Source organism: Nonomuraea sp. NPDC001699 (assembly GCF_053596455.1).
The window spans coordinates 1-18,247 of record NZ_JBSFGF010000041.1; the positions used below are offsets into that span (position 1 = coordinate 1).

Here is an 18,247-nt window from a genome sequence, read left to right on the forward strand (position 1 = left end):
CATCCGCTGCCTCAAGCGCTACATCGCCCGCGAGCTCTACCAGATCATCACCAAGCGATCATGATCGCCCCACTTGACGTCAATAGGAGCATCCCGACGCTCCGGGGGCGGGCCGGTCCCGCCCCCGGGACGCCGGCGTCAGGGCCGCAGCCGGTGGAACAGCTCGACCCGGGCCCGGTGGTATTCGAGGTCCTCCTCGTCGTGCCGCACACCCGACGCGGCGGCCTTGCGGAAGTAGGCGTACTCCCTGCGCAGCTTGTGCCGGACGAGCTGGGCGAGCGACTCCTCGTCGAGCGGGGCCGCCGTGCCGCCCTCCTCGTGGTAGGCGGCCACGAACTCCTTGCTCGGCCCGATCAGGTCGTCGCCCCACTCCAGCGCGGCGGCGGCCAGTTCCAGTTCGGGGGCGCCGACGAAGGTCTCGTCCCAGTCGAGGACCGCGACGATCCGGCCGTCGTCCCTGGCCAGGGTGTTGCCGGTGTAGTAGTCGCCGTGCAGCGGGTGGCGCACGGGATGACCGGCGTGGAAGCCGGCCAGCCAGCGGTCCAGGACGGGGTCGGCCAGGTCGGCGGCGTCCGGGTGCGGGTCGCCGTACAGGCCGGACTCCTGGAAGGCGGGCACGGGACGCGGGCCGGGACGCAGACCGGCCAGGGCGCGGTGGAGCCGGGCCAGCAGCCGCGCGCCGGCCTCGCGCTGCGCCGGGACGTCGGAGTCCGGCCAGGAGCCCTCGACATAGGGCCAGCAGGAGATCGGCCGCCCGTCCACGACGACCACGGTCGCCCCGCCGTCGGTCGCCAGCGGGGCCACCGCCTCGGGCAGCGTGACGGCGGCGTGCCGGGCGACGGCGTGGCACCACTCCGACTCGGCCACCCCGCGCCCGGCCGGGCCGACCCGCAGGACGTGGTCGCCGAGGCGGTAGGCGGCCGACTCCTCCCCGCCGTGCAGCCGCTCGCCCTCTCCCTCGGCGCCCCAGGCCCGGGAGGCGGCCGCGCGGATCTCGGGGGTGAGGGGCGTCTTCACGTAGATCACCTCGCCAGGCTATGGGCTCGGACGGGTTGTCGAGCATTCGGCCAAGGTCGGGCAAGGTCGGGCGACACGTGCCGCAAATTCGGCGCTCTCGGCCGCATAGCGCTTAACCTGCACTAACAGGATCATCATCCGCTTGTCACCCCGCCGTCAGGCCCACCGGTGCCGAGCCCGCTCCGAAGTCGGGACGCTCATGATCGTGCAGTCGCAGGAAATCCCGGAAAGCTCACATCCGCCGCATACACGCCCGTCCCGGCACCGGGACATCCGAACGCCGCTGCCCGCCGCGCAGCTCGATCCGCGGCCCGCCGCGCGGACCCGCCCGGCGCCCGACGCCCGGCTCGACGCGCTCACCATGCTCGCGGCCTGGCCCACGCCGCCGTGCCGGGCCCTTCCGCGCCAGGTGCACGAGATGTTTGGAACGGTCCACATTCCGGGGCCGATCCGGCGCAACCTGCCGCCCGCCGTCGTCCTGCGCTGCCGTTAGCGCCGCTCGGGCCGCGCCGATCACCGTCTGGGAGTCCCGCGTGTCCTGTCCGACTCCGCCCGCCACGCCGCCCGCCGTACCACTCGTCACACCACCCGCCCTGCCTACCACCGGGCCGTCCGCCGGGACGTCCGTCACGTCTGTGCGGGCGTCCGCGACGTGGCGGCACTTCGCCGGCGTGGGCCGGCGTGTGGAGATCAACCCGTGGCTGGTGCGGGCGCCGTGCTCGGTGCGCGCGTGCCTGCCCGAGGAGGCCGTCGCCGCCGGACGGGCCCGCCGCGCGGCCCGGCTGTGCGCCGCGCTGCTGGTCCTGCTGACCGCCGTGCCGGCCTTCCTCGTCATGGGCGCCGCGCCGCGGCCGTTGCGGGCCAGGACGGTCCAGGCGCTGGCCAGGCTGCTGTTGCGCGCGCTCGGCGTCCGGGTCGAGGTCGCCGGTCCGGTGGAATCCGTGCGGGCGGCGGCCGGGGTGCTCGTCGTGGCCAACCACGTCTCGCTGCTCGACCCGGTGGTCATGCTGGCCGCGCTGCCCTGCCGCCTGCTGGCCAAGCACGAGGTGCGCCGGTGGCCGCTCATCGGGACGCTCGGCGCGGCCTGCGGGGCGCTGTTCATCGACCGGGAACGCCTGTCCACGCTGCCCGCCGCGGTGGGCCTGATCCGCGACGCCCTGCTGGCCGGGGAGGCGGTGACCGCCTTCCCCGAGGGCACCACGTCCTGCGGGCGCGAGGTCGGCACGTTCCGGCCCGCGGTCTTCCAGGCGGCGATCGACGCCGGGGCGGCGGTGTGCCCGGCCGTCCTGCGCTACTACGAGGACGAGAGCCCGTCGAGCCGCGGGAGCTGGGTGGGCGAGGACTCGGTGATCGGGTCCGTCGTCCGGGTGGCCGGGACGCGGCGGCTGCGGGCCGCGGTCCGGCTCACCGCGCCCCTGCGGCCCGCCGCGCCCGACCGCGGGCAGCGCGGACGGGCCGCCCTGGCCCGTGCCGCCGAGGAACGCGTGCGCACCGGCCTCGACTGACCATCCAGGGCCCGCGCCGCGGAGGAGCGCGTGCGCACCGGCCCCGACCGACCGATACTCGACGTAAGGAACTACCGATGTGGGGCAATTCGCCGCCGTCCGGCCATGGGCGGAGGTGGCCGCGACGGGTCGTGCTCTGGGGCGCGGCCGTGACGTTCGCCGTGTCGCTCGTGGCCGGCCTGGACGTGCACGATCGGCTCGTGCTGGGCGACATCGTGCCGCTCGGGTCACAGTCCGTGCGGGCGGACGACATCCTGCAGGACGCCTTCCGCGTGGGCAACGCCGACCTGGTCGTGATCGCCCGCGCCGCGCGGCCGGTCGACGACCCCGAGATCGACGCCGCCGGGACGCGCCTGACCGAACGGATCTCGGCCGACCCGGGGGTGTGGCGGGTCACCTCGTACTGGCGCGGCCACGCGTCCAGGCTGCGCAGCGGCGACGGGCGCGCGGCGGTCGTCCTGGCGAACCTGAGCGGCGACAACGCCGCCCGCAACGCCGCCGCCCGCCGGATCATGGAATCGCTGAACGGCCGCTACGGCCCCCTGTCGCTGACCGCCACGGGCGAGGCCCAGGTACGCGTCGAGGCCCAGGACCGCAGCGAGGCCGACCTGCGCACCGCCGAGCTGATCGCCGCGCCGCTGACCCTGGCCATCCTGTGCCTGGTGTTCGGCAGCCTGGTCGCCGCCCTGCTGCCGGTGCTGATCGGCGCGCTGGCGGTGGTCGCCACGATGGCCGTGCTGCGGCTGATGACCGAGGTCATGGAGATCTCGGTGTTCGCGCTGAGCATCTCCAGCGCGCTGGGCTTCGCCCTGGCCGTCGACTTCAGCCTGTTCATCGTCACCCGCTTCCGCGAGCAGCTCGCCCAGGGCCAGGAGGCCCCGCAGGCGATCGCCGTCACCATGCGCACCACCGGCCGGGCCATGGCCTGCTCGGCGGCGACCGTGGCGCTGTCCATGTCCGCGCTGCTGCTGTTCCCGTTCACCATCCTGCGCTCGCTGGCCGTGGGCGGGATGACGATCAGCCTGATGGCGGCGGTGGCCAGCCTCGTGGTGCTCCCGGCCGTGCTGACCCTGCTCGGCGACCGGGTCAACCGGCTTCCCGTGCCCGGCCCGTGGAACGCCGCCCGCCGGTCCGCGCCGCCGGTGGAGCACGGGCCCTGGTACCGCCTGGCGGTCGCCGTCATGCGCCGCCCGCTGGCGGTGGCCGTGCCCACCACCGCGCTGCTGCTGGCCATGGGCGCGCCGTTCCTGGGCGCCAGCTTCGGCACTCTGGACGACCGCATCCTGCCGCCGCAGGCGCCCGCCGCGCTGGCGGCCCAGACGCTGCGCGCGGACTTCGGCGGCCAGCAGGTCGTCGGCGGCACCATGATCCTGCTGCCGGACCTGCGCCCGACCGGCCAGGGCGCCGCCGGCCCGCTGGACGGCTACGCCAGGCGCCTGGCCGCCACCGACGGCGTGCTGCGCGTGGACACGGCCGGCGGCTCCTACAGCGGGGCCGCCGTCGTCCCCGGGACGAACCGCCGGTTCACCGGCGAGGCGGGCAGCTGGCTGCTCGTCACCACCGCGCACGAGCCGTACTCGGTGGCCAACAGCGAGCTCGTCCGGCGCCTGCGCGCGATCCCGGCCCCCGGCCAGGCGCTCTTCGCCGGGCCGGGCGCCGAGCTGGACGACGTCAGGCAGAGCATCGCCGGCACGCTGCCCCTGGCCCTGACGCTGATCGCGCTGACCACCCTGGCGATGGTGACGCTGCTGACCCGCAGCGTCGTGCTGGCCGTCAAGGCCCTGGTGATGAACGTGCTCAGCCTCACCGCCACCTTCGGCGCCCTGGTCCACGTCTTCCAGAACGGCCACCTGCGCGGGCTGGTCGGCGACTTCACCGCCACCGGCAGCATCGACGCCCTCATGCCCACGCTGATCTTCTGCGTCGCGTTCGGCCTGTCCATGGACTACGAGATCTTCCTGCTGTCCCGCATCACCGAGGAGTACCGCGACCGCGGCGACACCGTCACCGCGGTCGCCACCGGGCTCCAGCACACCGGGCGGCTGTTCACCTCGGCCGCCGTCATCTTCGCCGTCGTCATGGCCGCCGTGGCGACGTCCGGGCTGGCCGTGCTGAAGATGATCGGGGTGGGGATCGCGGTGGCCGTCCTGGTCGACTGCACGCTGATCCGCACGCTGCTCGTGCCCGCTGTGATGCGCCTGGCCGGGCCCGCCAACTGGTGGGCTCCCCGGCTCCTGCTCGGCAGGCGGAGGACCGGCGACGGCACGGCGGGGGACCCGCCGCGCGTCCCCGTCGGCGCGGGCACGGGCATGGGTCCGGGCATGGGGCCGGGCATGGGTTCGGGCACTGCCGCGGGCGGCCCGGAGGGGGCCGAGCCCGTGGGACCGCCGGCGGGCACACCGTGATGACCGTCCGCGCCCAGGACCACCTCCACGGACGGCCGCCGTCCCGGCCGGGGGTGTCGCCGTGCACGCCGGAGACCTGTGTCCGGCCGCCGGTCACCGCCGCCGGGCCGGTCCGCCGGGCGGCCCGCCTGCTGGGCTGCGCGCTGGCCCTGGGGGCGGCCCTGACGCTGTCGCCGATGCTCCGCCGTCGCCCCGGACCCCTGCGCGGGCGCCTGGCGCGGGGGGCCATGAGGCTGATCGTGCGCGCCCTCGGCATCACGGTGCGGGTGCCGGACGGCGTCCCCGTCCTGGCCGGGCACGGCACCCTGCTGGTGAGCAACCACATCTCGTGGGCCGACCCGCTGATCATGGCGGCCGTCACCCCGGTCCGCCAGCTCGCCAAGCGGGAGATCGGGCGCTGGCCGCTCGTCCGGTCGCTGGCCGCGGCCCATCGCACCCTGTTCATCGACAAGGACCGGCCGGCCGCGCTGCCCGCCGCGATCACGGCCGTCGCCGGCGCCCTGCGCGACGGGGACGCCGTGCTCGCCTACCCCGAGGGCACCACCTGGTGCGGACGGGCCATGGGGGCCTTCCACCCGGCCCTGTTCCAGGCCGCCGTCGAGGCGGGCGCGACCGTGCGGCCGGTGGCGCTGCGCTACCGCGAAGGCGGCGCGCCCTCCACCCGCGCCGCCTGGATCGGGGAGGACTCCCTGCCGGCCTCGCTGCTGCGGGTGGTCGCGACCCGGCACCTGGTGGCCGAGGTGACGTTCCTGCCCCCCGTACGCCCCGAGCTCACCGGACGCCCGCGCGGGGACCGGGCTGCCCTCGCCGCGCTGACCGAGTCGCGGGTCAGGGACGCCCTCGGCCCGGCTTGATCGACATTTGAGGTGTCATACCCGGACCCGCCCGCCCTCCTGCAGCACACTCGGACACGCCACCCATCCGCCGAGAGAACGGACGGCACCATGACCGACGACCAGATAACAGACGTGCTCCGCGGCCACTGCGCCCGGGTCCTGGGCGTCAGCACGGCCCAGATCAACCCGCACACCGACCTGCGCGAGGAGCTGGACGCCGACAGCCTGGACTTCGCCGAGCTGTACGCCGCCGTCGAGGACGAATGGGGCACCTTCGCCGACGAGACCCTCCAGCGGGTAAGGACCGTCGCCGACATGGCCGCCGTCATCCGCCGCCACCTGACGGCGGTGGGCGGCTGATGCGAGCCCGGGTCGCGGTGACCGGGCTCGGCCTGCGCACGCCCGCCGGAGCCGGCCCCAAGGAGCTGTGGAACGCGCTGCTGGCCGGACGTTCGACGGCACGGACCATCACGTCGTTCGACGTGTCCACGCTGGCGGTGCGCTTCGCCTGCCAGGTCCCGGACCTGGACGTGTCGGCGTACCTGACGGACCGGCAGGCGCGGCGGCTGGACCGGGCGTCGCTGCTGGCGGTGTGCGCGGCGGGCGACGCGCTGGCCGACGCCGGCCATCCGAGGGTCCCGCCCGAGCGGCGCGCGGTGGTGGCGGGCAGCTCCTTCTGCGGCACCGAGACGTACGAGTCGGCGCTGCTCGACACGCCGGGCGCCGGGGCGTTGCGCCTGTCGCCGATCTTCATCCCGAAGATCATGCCCAACGCCGGCGCCGCCGCCATCGGCATGCGGTACGAGATCCGCGGGCCGAGCATGTCCGTGGTCACCGCCTGCGCCTCCGGGGCGCACGCGATCGGCGAGGGCGTCCGGCTGATCCGCGACGGCTCGGCCGACCTGGTCGTGGCCGGCGCGGGGGACGCCAACGTCACCCCGGGCATGCTGCACGGCTTCAGCCGGTGCCGCGCCCTGTCCGCCCGCAACGACGACCCCGAGGCCGCCTGCCGCCCGTTCGAGGCCGACCGCGACGGGTTCGTGCTGGCCGAGGGGGCCGCCTTCGTCGTGCTGGAACGCCTCGACGAGGCCGTGCGCCGCGGGGCCCGCGTCCACGCCGAGGTGTCCGGCTACGGCCGCACCAGCGACGCCCACGACCTGACGGCCCCCGCGCCCGGCGGCGAGGGCGCCCGCAGGTGCATGGACGCCGCGCTCGCCGACGCCGGTCTCGCGCCCGAGGACATCGTGCACGTCAACGCCCACGGCACCGGGACCGAGCTGAACGACCTGGCCGAGGCGCAGGCGATCGGCCGCGTCTTCGGGCCCGCCGCCGTGCCGGTGAGCGCGACCAAGGGGGTGACCGGCCACGCCCTCGGCGCGTCCGGGGCGATCGAGGCGGTGGCGTGCGTGCTGGCGATCGCCGAGTGCACCGCGCCGCCGACCGCCAACCTGGAGCGGCTCGACCCGCGCTGCGACATCGACGCCTCACCCGTGCCCCGCCCGATCGCGAGGGGGCCGGTGATGTCGAACTCGTTCGGCTTCGGCGGCCACAACGCCACGCTGGTCTTCTCACCCGCGCCCTGACCGCTCCCGCCGGACGGTCATCCCCGCGCGGAGACGAACACGCAGAACGGATGGCCGGCCGGGTCGGCGTAGACCCGCAGGGGCTCCTCGTCGTCGTCGATCCGGTCCAGCAGCAGTCGGCCGCCCAGGCGCAGGACGCGTTCGTGCTGCTCCAGCAGGCTCTCGACGGACGACACGGTCAGGTCCAGGTGGAGCTGCTGGGGCACCCGCGGGTCCGGCCAGGTCGCCTCCGGGAACGTCTCGACCTGCTGGAAGGCGAGTCGTGGGGCGCCGTCCGCGGTTCTCAGCACGAGCCAGTCGCGGCCGCGCTCGTCGTCGGCCCCCGCCTCGGGCGGCTCGTCGCCGGGCCGGTAGACCAGGTCCAGCAGGGACCGGTAGAACTCCGCCAGCGCCCTGGCGTCGGTGCAGTCGAGCACCACCTGACACAACCTGATCCCGCCGTCCCGACCGGCCATGCGCGCGCCTCCCGTGATCGTCTCGTCGTCATGCTCTCTGCACGGGACGGCGGCGGCTCAAACGCGGCGGCGGGTTCACCAGGTGACCGGCAGGGCGGCCACACCGTAGATGGTGGCGCGCGGCCGCATCGGCACCTCCCCGGCGGGCACGGCCAGCCGCAGACCGGGGAAGCGGCGCAGCAGCGCCGGGTAGGCCAGCCGCATCTCCAGCCGGGCGAGCTGCTGGCCCAGGCACTGGTGGATGCCGTGGCCGAAGCCGAGCTGCTGCCCGGCCTCGCGGGTGACGTCGAAGCGGTGGGGGTCGGGGAAGCGGGCCGGGTCGCGGTTGACGGCCGGGAGGGAGAGGGTCACGGTCTCCCCGGCCCTGATCGTCCGTCCGGCGAGCGGCACGTCGGCCCTGGCGACCCGGATCGGGCCGATGTGCACGATGCTGAGGTAGCGCATCAGCTCCTCGACGGCGGTCGCCGCGACGCCGGGGTCGGTGCGCACCAGCTCGGCCTGCTCGGGACGGCACAGGAGCAGGAACGTGCCCAGGCCCAGCATGTTCGCGGTGGTCTCGTGACCGGCGGTCAGCAGCAGGGTGGCCACCCCGGTCAGCTCCTCGTGGTTCAGCTCGCCGCCGGAGACCAGCTCGCTGAGCAGATCCTGGCCGGGCTCGGCCCGCTTGCGGGAGACCAGCTCCGACAGGTAGCCCATCAGCTCGGCGCCCGCCGCGCCGCGCTCCTCGGCGATGTTGTCCAGGTTCACCGCCCGCGCGGTGGTGTCCTGGAAGCGCGAGCGCTCCCCGTACGGGACGCCGAGCAGCTCGCAGATCACCAGCGACGGGATCGGCAGCGCGAACGCGCTCACCAGGTCCGCCGGCGCTCCCGCGCGGTCCATCTCGTCGAGCCGGCCGTCGATGATCTCCTGGATCCTGGGCTCCAGCAGCCGCATCCTGCGCATGCTGAACCGGCCCGTGAGCAGCTTGCGGTAGCGGGCGTGCTCGGGGTCGTCCATGGCGATGAAGAAGCCCGGCGGGATCACCAGGTCGGCCAGGCCCTCGGGCGGCGCCAGCTCCTTGATCGGCGGCGCGGCGCCCTGGGAGGTGTTGCTGAAGCGCGGGTCGTCGAGCACCGCGCGGGCCTCGGCGTGGCCGGTGACCAGCCAGCCGGGGCGGCCGTCGGCGTAGATCATCGGGTGCAGCGGGCCGTGCAGCCGGGGCAGTTCCGCGGGCGGCTCGAACGGGTCCTCGCGTTCGAGCGGCAGGCTCTGAAGGATGTCCATGTCCCCAGAAAAGCGCAGAGGCTGCGAAATTGCAACCTATGCATAAAAGCAGGGCATGCAGTAGGGTGGCGCCGTGGAAGGTCATCGCGAACGCAAGAAGGCCCGCACCCGCCGCGCGCTGCTGGAGGCCGCCGTCCGGCTGTTCGCCGAGCGGGGGTACGAGCAGACCACCGTCGCCGACATCGCCGCCGCCGCCGACGTGGCACCCCGCACCTTCTTCGCGTACTTCGCGAGCAAGGAGGACGTGCTCTTCCTCCAGGCCGAGGATCGCGAGCGGGCCATGCTGGAGGTGATCGCCGGCCGGCGGCCGGGGGAGCCGCTGGGGGAGCTGCTGAGCCGGATGTTCGAGGCCCTGGTGCGCAGCCTGGCCGCCGACGACGAGCTCGACTTCGCGCTGTCGCCGCTGCGGGCGCGGCTGATGGTCACCGAGCCCGCGCTGCGCGCCCGCGGGCTGACGCTCATGATGGAGACCCAGCCCCGGCTGGCCTGGGCGTTGTGCGAGGTCTGCCCGGAGCTGGACCCGGTGGAGGCGGGGGCGGCGGTCGGCGGCTTCATGGGCGCGCTGGCCGTGGCCGGGCTGGTCGCCCAGCAGCAGGGCGGCTCCGACGACGACGTCCTGGCCGCCGGGCGGCGCGGGATCGAGGTCGCCGTCAACGGCCTGTCGAGCCTGGACCGTCCGTGACCTGAGCCTGCCCGCCGGTCGCGGGCCGGTCGAGCAGCCACCGCTCGACCGCCGCGCTCATCCGGCCGCCCGCCTCCAGCGCCGCGGCCTTGGCGGAGGCCGGGTCGGTGTGCGCGGCCTGGCCGAGGATCACGCCCAGCACCAGGTGACCCCGTACGCGGGAGGCCCACATCAGGTTGCCGCCCGCGGCCGTGCCCGAGCCGGTCTTGATGCCGATGACGCCGTGCCTGTTCAGCAGCGTGTTGGTGTTGTGCAGCCGCCTGGCGTCACCCGGGACGGAGGTGTCGGTCTGCGCCACCACCGCCCGCAGCACCGGGTCGCGCATCGCCTCCCTGGCCAGCCTGAGCTGGTCGGCGGCGGTGCTGACGGTGGTGTCCTCGTTGCCGCTGGCCCCCGTGTACGTGCTGCCCGTCATGCCCAGACGCCGTGCCGCGGCGTTCATCCGGGCCACGAAGCGCTCCTGGGAGCCGGAGTCCCAGCGGGCCAGCAGCCGGGCCACGTTGTTGCCCGAGGGCACCATCATCAGCTCCAGCAGCCGCCGCAGCGGCACGGTCCGGCCCTGCGTGAGCGGCACGGTGGACTCCAGCCGGGAGAACGACTCCTCGGCCGCCGTGCGGTCCACGGTGATCAGGGGGCCGTCGTCGCCGGGCCGGAGCGGGTGGCGGCGCAGGATCACGTACGCGGTCATCACCTTCGTCACGCTGGCGATCGGCACCGGCCGCGGGTCGCCGCTGACGCCGAGGCTGCCCACGTCCTCCACCTCGACCGCCGCCTGCCCCTCGGACGGCCACGGCAGGGACGCGTCCCCGGTGACCGAGGGGGCGCCGGAACAGCCCGACAGCACGCCCGCCAGCAGCAGAAACATCAAGGAACGTCGCATACCGGACAGCGTGCGTGGCGCGCGTGTCCGTCCGGCCGTGGCCGCGCATCCACCCGCGCTCGGCCGTGTATCAGCCCGGCATCAAAGATCCGCGCATCGGCCCGGCGTCAAAGATCCGCGCGTCGGCCCGGCGTCGATGGTCCGCGGCCGGCGTCAATCCGCCGGGAGGCGGACGACGGCGACCGCGCCACCGTCCGGGGCGTTGGCCAGGGTCAGCTCGGCGCCGATGACCCGCGCCTGGCCCAGCGCGATCGTCAGCCCCAGGCCGTGACCGCGGCCCCGCTCGGCGGCCCCCGTACGGAACCGGCGCGGCCCGTCGGCCAGCAGCTCCGGCGGGAACCCGGGCCCCCGGTCGCGCACCTCGATCACGCGGTCGCCGACCGTGATCTCCACCGGCGCCGCGCCGTGCCGGTGGGCGTTGAGCACGAGGTTGGCGAGGATCCGGTCCAGGCGCCGCGGGTCGGTCCCGGCCACCGGGTCACCGTCGGACAGCACCCGCGCCTCGACCCCCACCCGGGCCGCCGACTCCCCGGCCAGCGCGGCCAGGGGAACCCGGACCCGCTCGGCGACCTCGGCGCCCGCGTCCAGCCGGGACACCTCCAGCAGGTCCTCCACCAGCGTCCGCAGCACCCGCACCCGGTCGCGTACCAGGTCGGTGACCTCGCCCTCGTCCAGCAGCTCGACCACGGCGACCAGGCCCATCAGCGGGGTGCGCAGGTCGTGCGCGACGTCGGCGGTGAAGCGCTGCTCGGCCAGCAGCCGGTGCTGGAGGCTCGCCGCCATGGAGTCCACGGCGGCGGAGATGCGGGCGATCTCGTCCCGGCCGCGCGCCCCCGTACGGGCCGCGAGGTCGCCCCCGGCGATCCGGCGGGCGGTGCGCGCGACCCGCCGCAGCCGCCGGTTGGGGAGCTCGGCCGCCAGCATCGACACCGGCACCACCCCGGCCAGGGCGAGCAGCCCGGCCTTGGCCATGTTCCGGTCGAGCGCCTGGAGGCCGCGCACGTCGGAGCCCATCGAGATCTGCACGCTCACCACCTCGGCGCCGTCGCCGCCGTACGGCTGGACCGCCCACACCCACGGCTCGTCCCGGTGGTCGAGCCCGTACCAGACCACCCGGCGGCCGGGCCGCAGCAGGCCGGCCAGCTCGTCGGGGAGCTCGTCGACGGGCACCACGTCCTCGGCGCTCCCGGAGGCCAGCGTCTCGTCCAGGGCCACCTCGGCCCGCGCCCGGCCCATGTCGAGCGCCTGCTGCCAGGTCGCCCGGTGCACCAGCAGCCCGACCACGGCGGCGACGACGGTCGCGGCGAGCGTGACGAGAGCGGCGATCTTCCAGCGCAGCGAGGCCGGGTTCACGTGACGGCCAGCTTGTAGCCGAACCCGCGCACGGTCTCGATGCGCTCGGTGCCGATCTTCCTGCGCAGCCGCTGCACGCACAGGTCGACCACGCGGCTGTCGCCGTCCCATCCGTAGTCCCACACGTTGCGCAGCAGCGTCGCCCGTTCCAGGACGATGCCGGGATGGGCGGCGAACTCCAGCAGCAGCCGCAGCTCGGTCGGCGACAGCTCGACGCGCCGGCCGGACCGCCGCACCTCCAGCGCGCCGGTGTCGACGCTCAGCTCGCCGAACTCCAGCACGGCCTGGCCCGCCCCCGCCTCGGCGGCCGGCGTACGGGCGAAGGTGGCCCGGCGCAGCAGCGACCGGATCCGGGCCACCAGCACCGGCAGGTCGACCGGTTTGACCACATAGTCGTCGGCGCCGCCCTCCAGCCCGGCGACGATGTCCAGCCCGTCGCCGCGGGCCGACATCATCAGGATCGGCACCTGGCTGGTCTCCCTGATGCTGCGGCACACGCTGATGCCGTCCAGGCCGGGCAGCATCACGTCCAGCAGCAGCAGGTCGTGGTCGCCGGTGCGGGCTGCCTCCAGCCCGTCGAGCCCGTCGGCGGCCGTGGTCACCTGATAGCCGTAACGTTCCAGGGCCATGCCCAGCGACGTGCGGATCACGGTGTCGTCCTCGACGAGCAGCAGGGATGTCATGAAATCGCACCATACCTAGCGAAGTGCATTGACTGGTTCCATGCGGGCGGCGCGCAGCGCCGGATAGAGGCCCGCGAGCAGCCCGACGACGGCCCCGGCCGCGGGGGCCATGAAGGCCAGCCGTACGTCGAGGACGGGCGTCCACTGCTTGACGGCGCAGACCCCGACGATCACCAAAATCCCCACGGAAGCGCCCAGCACCCCGCCGATCAGCCCCGTCAGGGTGGACTCCACCAGGAACTGACCGGCGATGTGGCGGCGCGCCGCGCCCAGCGCCCGGCGCAGCCCGATCTCGGCGACGCGTTCCATCACGGTCACCAGCGTGACGTTGGCGATGCCGACCGCGCCGACGACCAGGGAGACCAGCCCGAGGATCAGGAAGAGCGCGTTGACGTCGCTCTGCACCGCGTCGCGGGCCCTGGTGGGGCTGGGCGGCGAGAGGACCTGGAGGAGCGCTTCGTTGCCGGGGCTGAGCGCGGCCGGCGCCTGCCGCGCGATCAGGTCGGCGGCCCCGAGGGCGGTGTCGACCAGGACGCGGGTCACGGTGCCCAGGCCGTAGGGCCGGCCGGCCGTCGGCGGCAGGATGACCGCGCTCGCCAGGCTCTTCTCCCGCCGCAGATCCCCGAGCACCCCGATCACCGTGTACGCCCGGGTGCCGATGAAGACCGCCGGGGCCCGGGCCAGCCCGGTGATGCCCAGCAGCCGGGCCGCCTGCTGGCCCAGCACGACGACCCGGTCACCGCGGGCGACGTGCCCGGCGTCGAAGTAGCGGCCCTCGACCATCCGTCCCCTGACCGCCGCGGGCAGGCCGGGACTGCTGGAGACCACGGTCAGCGTCTGGTCGGTGACGCGGGCCGGGTCCACGACGTCGTTGGAGCGGACGACGAGGTTGGCGCCCAGGTCCGACTCGGCCAGCGCGGCGGCGGCGACCACCCCGCGCAGCCGGGTCACCCGGCTCACGTCGGCCCACTCGACCAGCGGGAACGTGTGCGCCGGGACCTCGACGGTGACGGAGGTGGCGGTCAGCTCGTCGAAGCGGCCGACGATCTGGTTGCCGGCCGTCGCGGCGACGCCCAGGGTGACCACGAGCGTGGTGATGCCGAGCACGGTGCCCAGCGTGGTCAGGGCCGAGCGCACCGGGCGGGCCAGCAGGCCCGCCAGGGCCTCGTTCAGCAGGTCGCGCGGGTGCACGTCTACTCCTCCGTGAGGACGCCGTCGGTGATGCGCACCCGGCGTCCGGCCCGGTCGCTCACCTCGGTCTCGTGGGTGATGACGACGATGGTCATCCCTTGGGCGCGCAGGTCGTCGAACAGGTCGAGCACGGCGCCGGTGTTCCTGCTGTCGAGGTTGCCGGTGGGCTCGTCGCACAGCAGCAGCGACGGTTCGCCCAGCAGGGCGCGGGCGATGGCGGCGCGCTGCCGTTCGCCGCCGGACAGCCGGCCGGGCAGGAAGCCCACCCGGTGCGACAGGCCCACCCGCTCCAGGGCCCGCGTCGCGCGCTCCCGCCGTCCGGCGCGCGGGGTCCTGCCGTAGACCTCGGCCAGCATGACGTTCTCCAGGACGCTGCGGTGCGGCAGCAGGTGGAAGGACTGGAAGACGAAACCGATCCGGCTGCCCCGGACGGCGGTGCGCGCGCCGTCCTTGAGCGTGGTGGTCTCGATGCCGTCGAGCCGGTAGCTGCCGCGGGTCGGCCGGTCGAGCAGGCCCAGGGTGTTGAGCAGGGTCGACTTCCCCGACCCGGACGGGCCGACGACGGCCACGTAGTCCGACCGCTCGACCCGCAGGTCGACGGCGGCCAGCGCCCGGACGGGCGGATCGGCGGGGAACTCCTTGGTCAGCTCGTGGAGCAGGATGACCGGCTCAGCCACTGTTGACCACCACCCGCTCGCCCGGCCCGAGGTCGCCGGTCACCTCCACGGCGCCGTCGGCGGACAGGCCGGTGCGCACCTCGACCTCCTTGGTCCGGCCGGGCGCGGTCTCCACCTGCACCCTGGCCCTGCCGTCCGCCGCCGTGACGACCGCCGCGACGGGGACCACGAGCACCTTCCGGCCGGTGGCGCCGATGGTGACGCGGACCGTGACGGGCCCGCCGGCCAGCTTGCGCAGCCCCTTCATCGAGTCGGGCGTGACCGTCACCGGCACGGCCCCCTGCGTGTCGCGCCCCGCGACGGCTGTCACCGTGCCCGGGACGGTCGCCCCGGACTCGGTCTCGATGCTCGCCTCCAGACCCGCCTTCACCCGCTCGGCCTCGGCCGCGTCCACCGAGCCGGACACCACGAAGGCAGAGTCGGTGACCGTGGCGACCGCCTGGTCCACCGGCTCGCCCGCCTTGACGGACGGCTTGTGCAGGCGGGCGGGCAGCCTGGGCAGGAAGACGACCTCTCCCGGCGGCACGGTGGTGCCGTAGGTCCGGGAGAACTCGGCCAGCAGCGCTTGGGCCGCCGCCAGGTCGCTGCGCGCGTTGGCGACCTTCAGCTCGGCGGGGGAGAGCTGCCTGGCCTGCCTGAGCGCCTGCTCGGCGGTGGCCAGGGCCTCTCGCGCCGTCCGTACGGCCTTCTCCAGGTCGGTCAGCCGCTTCGCGCGCGCCGCGCCGGCCTCCTCCCGTACGCGGTCCAGCGCCGACCGGGCGGCGGCCAGGTCCGCGCGGGCGTTGGCGACCCGGAGTTCGAGCAGACGGGTGTCGGCCGGGGCCGGGGGTGTTCCGATGGCGGTTGTCGTCGGCGTCGCCGTGGGCGCCGCCGTGGGTGTCGCCCCGGCCTGGGTGAGCTCCTGCTGCGCCGCCAGCAGTTTCTCCTCGGCGGCCCGCACGGCGCTCTCGGCGGCCTCCACCCTGGCCTCGTCCTCGGCGGTGTGCTCCTGCGCCCGCGCGCTCTTCAGCGCCTGTTCCGCCTCCCGCAGGTCGCGGCGGGCGCCGGTCACCCGCAGCTTCAGCGGGAGCACGTCCCTGCCCTGGTCGAGGGCCTTGGTCTCGGTCACGAGCACTTCCCGCGCGGTCCGTACGGCCCGCGTCAGCTCGTCGCGCCGCTGCCGCAGTTCCAGGGTGGGCTGCTGGGCCTCGTAGCCGCGCCTGGCGTAGAGGCGCGACACGGCGGCGACGGTCGCCGCGTCGAACACGCCGGTCACGGGCACGCGGTGACCGAGCCGGCGCAGCGCCTTCTGCAACTGCCGGACGTCGTCCCCCTCGGCGCCGGGGACGAGGCCGCGGTGCATCGGCACCCGCCCGGCGAAGACGAACACCGGCCGGCCGTTCACCTCCATCAGCACCGTGCCCTCCACGAGCGTCCCCCGCCGCGGGGCTCGGGTGGCGCGCTGGACGGTCTCGCTCCCGCCCACCACCCCGGCCAGCGTCACCGGACGGGGAGAGCCGTACTCCAGCGTGCCGCTGACGACGACGGTGGCGACCAGTTCCCGCCGCTCGACCTCGACGGTGACCAGCGACGGCACGGGCGGTCTGCGCGCCGCCGCCTCGTCGGCCGGGGAGCGCAGCAGGGTGCCCACCCCCCAGCCGGTCCCGGCGACCACCAGGACTCCGCTCAGCACGAGCAGCAGCTTGCCGCGAGGAGTGCGCATCACCGCTCTTGGAACCCGTACTTCACCCGGGCCTCGTTGGTGAGCCGCCGTTGCAGGGGGACGAAGGCCGCGTAGAAGTCCTTGCCGCACTCCAGGTCGACCAGCGCCGACCTGATCTCCTTGGCCAGGTAAGGCCGGGCCACTGCGGCCGTGACCTTGCCCGCCTTTCCGAGCCGGTCGGCCTGCTCGGCCCACAGCATCATCCCGCGCGCGCTCAGCGCCAGCGGCCGGGCGGAGGCCACCCGCTCGCCCTTCGACTTCAGGCACTCGGCGAACGGCCCGGCCAGCTCCACCAGCTTCTGATCGCCGTCGAGCATCTTGTCGATGTTCTCGATCTCGGTGCTCATCTGGTCCTGGTAGTCGGCGAGCGAGGTGACCTTCAGCCCGTTCACCTGCCGCAGGGCGTCGACGCGGCACTCGTTCATGGTCTTGAGGTAGGCGTCCCGGCGGGCGCCGGAGAGCCCGTCGATGGTCGCCTGGTTGGGGTCCGGCGCCCGCGTCTCGCGGGGCTTGGGATAGACGATGGCGGAGAAGACGCCGAAGCCGTTCCTGCTACGCTCGGCCTTGATCGCGTCGTAATCGGCGGGTTCGGCGTCGGGCGCCTTCGGCCGGCTGACCGAGGGCGTGTACGCGAACCCCTTCTGCTTCATGCAGGTGGCGAGGACGGTCTCCCGCTCACGGACCTTGTCCGCCCCGGCGCCGCCCCCGCCGGGCGCCGGGGCCGCCTCTCCCGCCGGAGCCCCTCCGCAGCCGGTCAGCACCGCCAGACCGAGCAGACCGCACACCAGCACACGCATCAAGGGCTCCTTCGAGGTGGGGACGCGCCGCCCTTCGCGACGCCTCGGCCACTTTGGAGCCCTTATCCGTCCGCCCGGCCTTGGCCGGGTATCACCGGGCGCTCGGCCGTGTATCGGCCGCGTATCAACGCCCCTAGGTTGACATCAACCCCCACGAGATCGGAGAGAAGTCGTGCCACGACACGTTCTCACCGGCGCCCCGGGCGCCGGGAAGACGGCCGTCCTGCGCCTGCTGGAGGTCAACGGGCACACCGTCGTCGAGGAGGCGGCGACGGACGTCATCGCCCTCGGCGAAGCGCTCGGCCGCGAGGAGCCCTGGCGCGAGCCCGCCTTCGTCGACGAGGTCGTCACGCTCCAGCGGCGACGCCAGGAATCCGTGCCCGCGGGCGTGGCGGCCGTCTTCTTCGACCGCTCGCCGGTCTGCACGCTGGCGCTGAGCCGCTACCTCGGGTTCCCCACGTCGCCGCTGCTCGCCCGCGAGGTCGAGCGGGTGGTGGCGCGGGGCACGTACGACGGGAAGGTGTTCTTCGTCCGCAACCAGGGGTTCGTCCGCGCCACCTCCGCCAGGCGGATCAGCTACGCGGACTCGCTCGACTTCGAGCGCCTGCACGAGCGGACCTACCGCGACCTCGGGTTCGACCTCGTCGAGATCCCCGCCGCGCCGCTGGCCGACCGGGTCGCGCTGGTCGAGCGCGACGCGGGGGTCAGCCCACCCGGCCGCTCTTGACGAGCGCCCAGCACAGCGAGGCGAACGCCCCGGTGCTGGTGATCGTGCGGACCAGGTTGTAGGCCGACCACTTGGCCTCGTCGAACGCGCGGCGCACGGCGGCCAGGTCGGCGATCCGGTCCGGGTCGCCGGCCGCCTTGATGGCGTCGTTGAGCGGCACGTTCACGGCCACCGTGAGCACGAAGGCGATCAGGTAGAGCACCAGCGCGACGATGATCCACGGCAGCACCGCGCGCACGCCCTGGCCGAGGTGCAGCGCCGCCGCCAGGCCCGTGAAGAACAGCGCGCCGATGAAGCTGAGCATGAACCAGGGATTGAGGATCGCCCGGTCGATGGCCTGGAACGCCCCGACGAACGTGCGGTCGTCCGTCGCGCCGAGGCCACGCATGATGGTGTGCGTGTAGAGCCCGAAGACGCCCGCCGCGAGCCCCATCGCCATGGTCGCCACGATGAGCACGACGGTGCGCAGAACCGACATCAGTGTTTCCCCC

General features: G+C 74.5%; 19 protein-coding genes. 8 read left to right on the forward strand and 11 right to left on the reverse strand.

Going from position 1 to position 18,247, the window contains the following annotated elements:
- Positions 1 to 138: 138 nt before the first annotated feature.
- A complete protein-coding gene (locus tag ACWCSU_RS50120) occupies positions 139 to 1,026 on the reverse strand; it encodes a phosphotransferase enzyme family protein (RefSeq protein ID WP_449944128.1) in 888 nt (295 codons plus the stop codon).
- Positions 1,027 to 1,216: 190 nt separating this feature from the next.
- Between ACWCSU_RS50120 and ACWCSU_RS50125 the strand changes: the two genes are divergently transcribed.
- From ACWCSU_RS50125 to ACWCSU_RS50150, 6 genes are all read left to right on the forward strand, one after another.
- On the forward strand, positions 1,217 to 1,510 hold the full coding sequence (locus ACWCSU_RS50125) for a hypothetical protein (protein WP_357708670.1): 294 nt from the start codon (positions 1,217 to 1,219) through the stop codon (positions 1,508 to 1,510).
- A 40-nt stretch (positions 1,511 to 1,550) separates the two neighbouring features.
- Positions 1,551 to 2,522 (forward strand): lysophospholipid acyltransferase family protein, encoded by a 972-nt coding sequence (locus tag ACWCSU_RS50130; protein ID WP_357708672.1) that lies wholly within the window; start codon positions 1,551 to 1,553, stop codon positions 2,520 to 2,522.
- 77 nt (positions 2,523 to 2,599) lie between these two features.
- Positions 2,600 to 4,927, forward strand: a complete 2,328-nt coding sequence (locus tag ACWCSU_RS50135; protein WP_449944132.1) for an MMPL family transporter — start codon at positions 2,600 to 2,602, stop codon at positions 4,925 to 4,927.
- Entirely contained in the window at positions 4,927 to 5,781 is an 855-nt protein-coding gene (locus tag ACWCSU_RS50140; protein ID WP_449944135.1) for a lysophospholipid acyltransferase family protein, read from the forward strand. The genes ACWCSU_RS50135 and ACWCSU_RS50140 overlap by 1 nt, the downstream gene beginning before the upstream one ends.
- Before the next feature lie 90 nt (positions 5,782 to 5,871).
- Positions 5,872 to 6,123 (forward strand): acyl carrier protein, encoded by a 252-nt coding sequence (locus ACWCSU_RS50145; RefSeq protein ID WP_357708679.1) that lies wholly within the window; start codon positions 5,872 to 5,874, stop codon positions 6,121 to 6,123.
- Positions 6,123 to 7,346: a beta-ketoacyl-[acyl-carrier-protein] synthase family protein gene (locus tag ACWCSU_RS50150; protein ID WP_449944139.1), complete on the forward strand. Its 1,224-nt coding sequence runs from the start codon at positions 6,123 to 6,125 to the stop codon at positions 7,344 to 7,346. The genes ACWCSU_RS50145 and ACWCSU_RS50150 overlap by 1 nt, the downstream gene beginning before the upstream one ends.
- Positions 7,347 to 7,363: 17 nt before the next feature.
- On the opposite strand, the gene ACWCSU_RS50155 is transcribed toward ACWCSU_RS50150, so the two are convergent.
- The gene (locus ACWCSU_RS50155; RefSeq protein ID WP_449944142.1) at positions 7,364 to 7,801 is read right to left on the reverse strand and encodes a VOC family protein; all 438 of its coding nucleotides are present in this window, start codon (positions 7,799 to 7,801) and stop codon (positions 7,364 to 7,366) included.
- Positions 7,802 to 7,876: 75 nt separating this feature from the next.
- Entirely contained in the window at positions 7,877 to 9,064 is a 1,188-nt protein-coding gene (locus tag ACWCSU_RS50160; RefSeq protein WP_449944144.1) for a cytochrome P450, read from the reverse strand.
- A gap of 73 nt (positions 9,065 to 9,137) precedes the next feature.
- Between ACWCSU_RS50160 and ACWCSU_RS50165 the strand changes: the two genes are divergently transcribed.
- The gene (locus ACWCSU_RS50165; RefSeq protein WP_357708690.1) at positions 9,138 to 9,746 is read left to right on the forward strand and encodes a TetR/AcrR family transcriptional regulator; all 609 of its coding nucleotides are present in this window, start codon (positions 9,138 to 9,140) and stop codon (positions 9,744 to 9,746) included.
- Here ACWCSU_RS50165 and ACWCSU_RS50170 read toward each other — a convergent pair.
- The 7 genes from ACWCSU_RS50170 to ACWCSU_RS50200 all read right to left on the reverse strand — a co-directional run bounded on the left by ACWCSU_RS50170 (position 9,715) and on the right by ACWCSU_RS50200 (position 17,029).
- Entirely contained in the window at positions 9,715 to 10,626 is a 912-nt protein-coding gene (locus tag ACWCSU_RS50170) for a D-alanyl-D-alanine carboxypeptidase family protein (RefSeq protein ID WP_357708693.1), read from the reverse strand. The two genes, ACWCSU_RS50165 and ACWCSU_RS50170, sit on opposite strands and share 32 nt — an antisense overlap.
- A gap of 153 nt (positions 10,627 to 10,779) precedes the next feature.
- Positions 10,780 to 11,979 (reverse strand): sensor histidine kinase, encoded by a 1,200-nt coding sequence (locus ACWCSU_RS50175; RefSeq protein WP_449944147.1) that lies wholly within the window; start codon positions 11,977 to 11,979, stop codon positions 10,780 to 10,782.
- Entirely contained in the window at positions 11,976 to 12,662 is a 687-nt protein-coding gene (gene cseB, locus ACWCSU_RS50180; protein WP_364102212.1) for a two-component system response regulator CseB, read from the reverse strand. Before cseB ends, ACWCSU_RS50175 begins: the two co-directional genes overlap by 4 nt.
- Before the next feature lie 15 nt (positions 12,663 to 12,677).
- The gene (locus ACWCSU_RS50185) at positions 12,678 to 13,853 is read right to left on the reverse strand and encodes an ABC transporter permease (RefSeq protein WP_449944151.1); all 1,176 of its coding nucleotides are present in this window, start codon (positions 13,851 to 13,853) and stop codon (positions 12,678 to 12,680) included.
- A 2-nt stretch (positions 13,854 to 13,855) separates the two neighbouring features.
- Positions 13,856 to 14,530, reverse strand: a complete 675-nt coding sequence (locus ACWCSU_RS50190) for an ABC transporter ATP-binding protein (RefSeq protein WP_449944154.1) — start codon at positions 14,528 to 14,530, stop codon at positions 13,856 to 13,858.
- Positions 14,523 to 16,232, reverse strand: a complete 1,710-nt coding sequence (locus ACWCSU_RS50195) for a peptidoglycan-binding protein (RefSeq protein WP_449944157.1) — start codon at positions 16,230 to 16,232, stop codon at positions 14,523 to 14,525. Before ACWCSU_RS50195 ends, ACWCSU_RS50190 begins: the two co-directional genes overlap by 8 nt.
- On the reverse strand, positions 16,232 to 17,029 hold the full coding sequence (locus ACWCSU_RS50200) for a hypothetical protein (RefSeq protein ID WP_449944160.1): 798 nt from the start codon (positions 17,027 to 17,029) through the stop codon (positions 16,232 to 16,234). Before ACWCSU_RS50200 ends, ACWCSU_RS50195 begins: the two co-directional genes overlap by 1 nt.
- A gap of 172 nt (positions 17,030 to 17,201) precedes the next feature.
- On the opposite strand from ACWCSU_RS50200, the gene ACWCSU_RS50205 reads away from it, so the two are divergent.
- Positions 17,202 to 17,756, forward strand: coding sequence for an AAA family ATPase (locus ACWCSU_RS50205; RefSeq protein WP_449944163.1), 555 nt, complete (start codon positions 17,202 to 17,204; stop codon positions 17,754 to 17,756).
- On the opposite strand, the gene ACWCSU_RS50210 is transcribed toward ACWCSU_RS50205, so the two are convergent.
- Positions 17,734 to 18,234 (reverse strand): anthrone oxygenase family protein, encoded by a 501-nt coding sequence (locus tag ACWCSU_RS50210; protein WP_357708709.1) that lies wholly within the window; start codon positions 18,232 to 18,234, stop codon positions 17,734 to 17,736. The genes ACWCSU_RS50205 and ACWCSU_RS50210 overlap by 23 nt on opposite strands.
- Positions 18,235 to 18,247 lie beyond the last annotated feature (13 nt).

Coding starts and splice junctions, on each gene's coding strand:
- ACWCSU_RS50145 (WP_357708679.1), top strand. CDS start 5,872: ATGACCGACGACCAGATAACAGACGTGCTCCGCGGCCACTGCGCCCGG.
- ACWCSU_RS50150 (WP_449944139.1), top strand. CDS start 6,123: ATGCGAGCCCGGGTCGCGGTGACCGGGCTCGGCCTGCGCACGCCCGCC.
- ACWCSU_RS50125 (WP_357708670.1), top strand. CDS start 1,217: ATGATCGTGCAGTCGCAGGAAATCCCGGAAAGCTCACATCCGCCGCAT.
- ACWCSU_RS50195 (WP_449944157.1), bottom strand. CDS start 16,232: ATGCGCACTCCTCGCGGCAAGCTGCTGCTCGTGCTGAGCGGAGTCCTG.
- ACWCSU_RS50135 (WP_449944132.1), top strand. CDS start 2,600: ATGTGGGGCAATTCGCCGCCGTCCGGCCATGGGCGGAGGTGGCCGCGA.
- ACWCSU_RS50210 (WP_357708709.1), bottom strand. CDS start 18,234: ATGTCGGTTCTGCGCACCGTCGTGCTCATCGTGGCGACCATGGCGATG.
- ACWCSU_RS50200 (WP_449944160.1), bottom strand. CDS start 17,029: ATGCGTGTGCTGGTGTGCGGTCTGCTCGGTCTGGCGGTGCTGACCGGC.
- ACWCSU_RS50155 (WP_449944142.1), bottom strand. CDS start 7,801: ATGGCCGGTCGGGACGGCGGGATCAGGTTGTGTCAGGTGGTGCTCGAC.
- cseB (WP_364102212.1), bottom strand. CDS start 12,662: ATGACATCCCTGCTGCTCGTCGAGGACGACACCGTGATCCGCACGTCG.
- ACWCSU_RS50170 (WP_357708693.1), bottom strand. CDS start 10,626: ATGCGACGTTCCTTGATGTTTCTGCTGCTGGCGGGCGTGCTGTCGGGC.
- ACWCSU_RS50160 (WP_449944144.1), bottom strand. CDS start 9,064: ATGGACATCCTTCAGAGCCTGCCGCTCGAACGCGAGGACCCGTTCGAG.
- ACWCSU_RS50140 (WP_449944135.1), top strand. CDS start 4,927: ATGACCGTCCGCGCCCAGGACCACCTCCACGGACGGCCGCCGTCCCGG.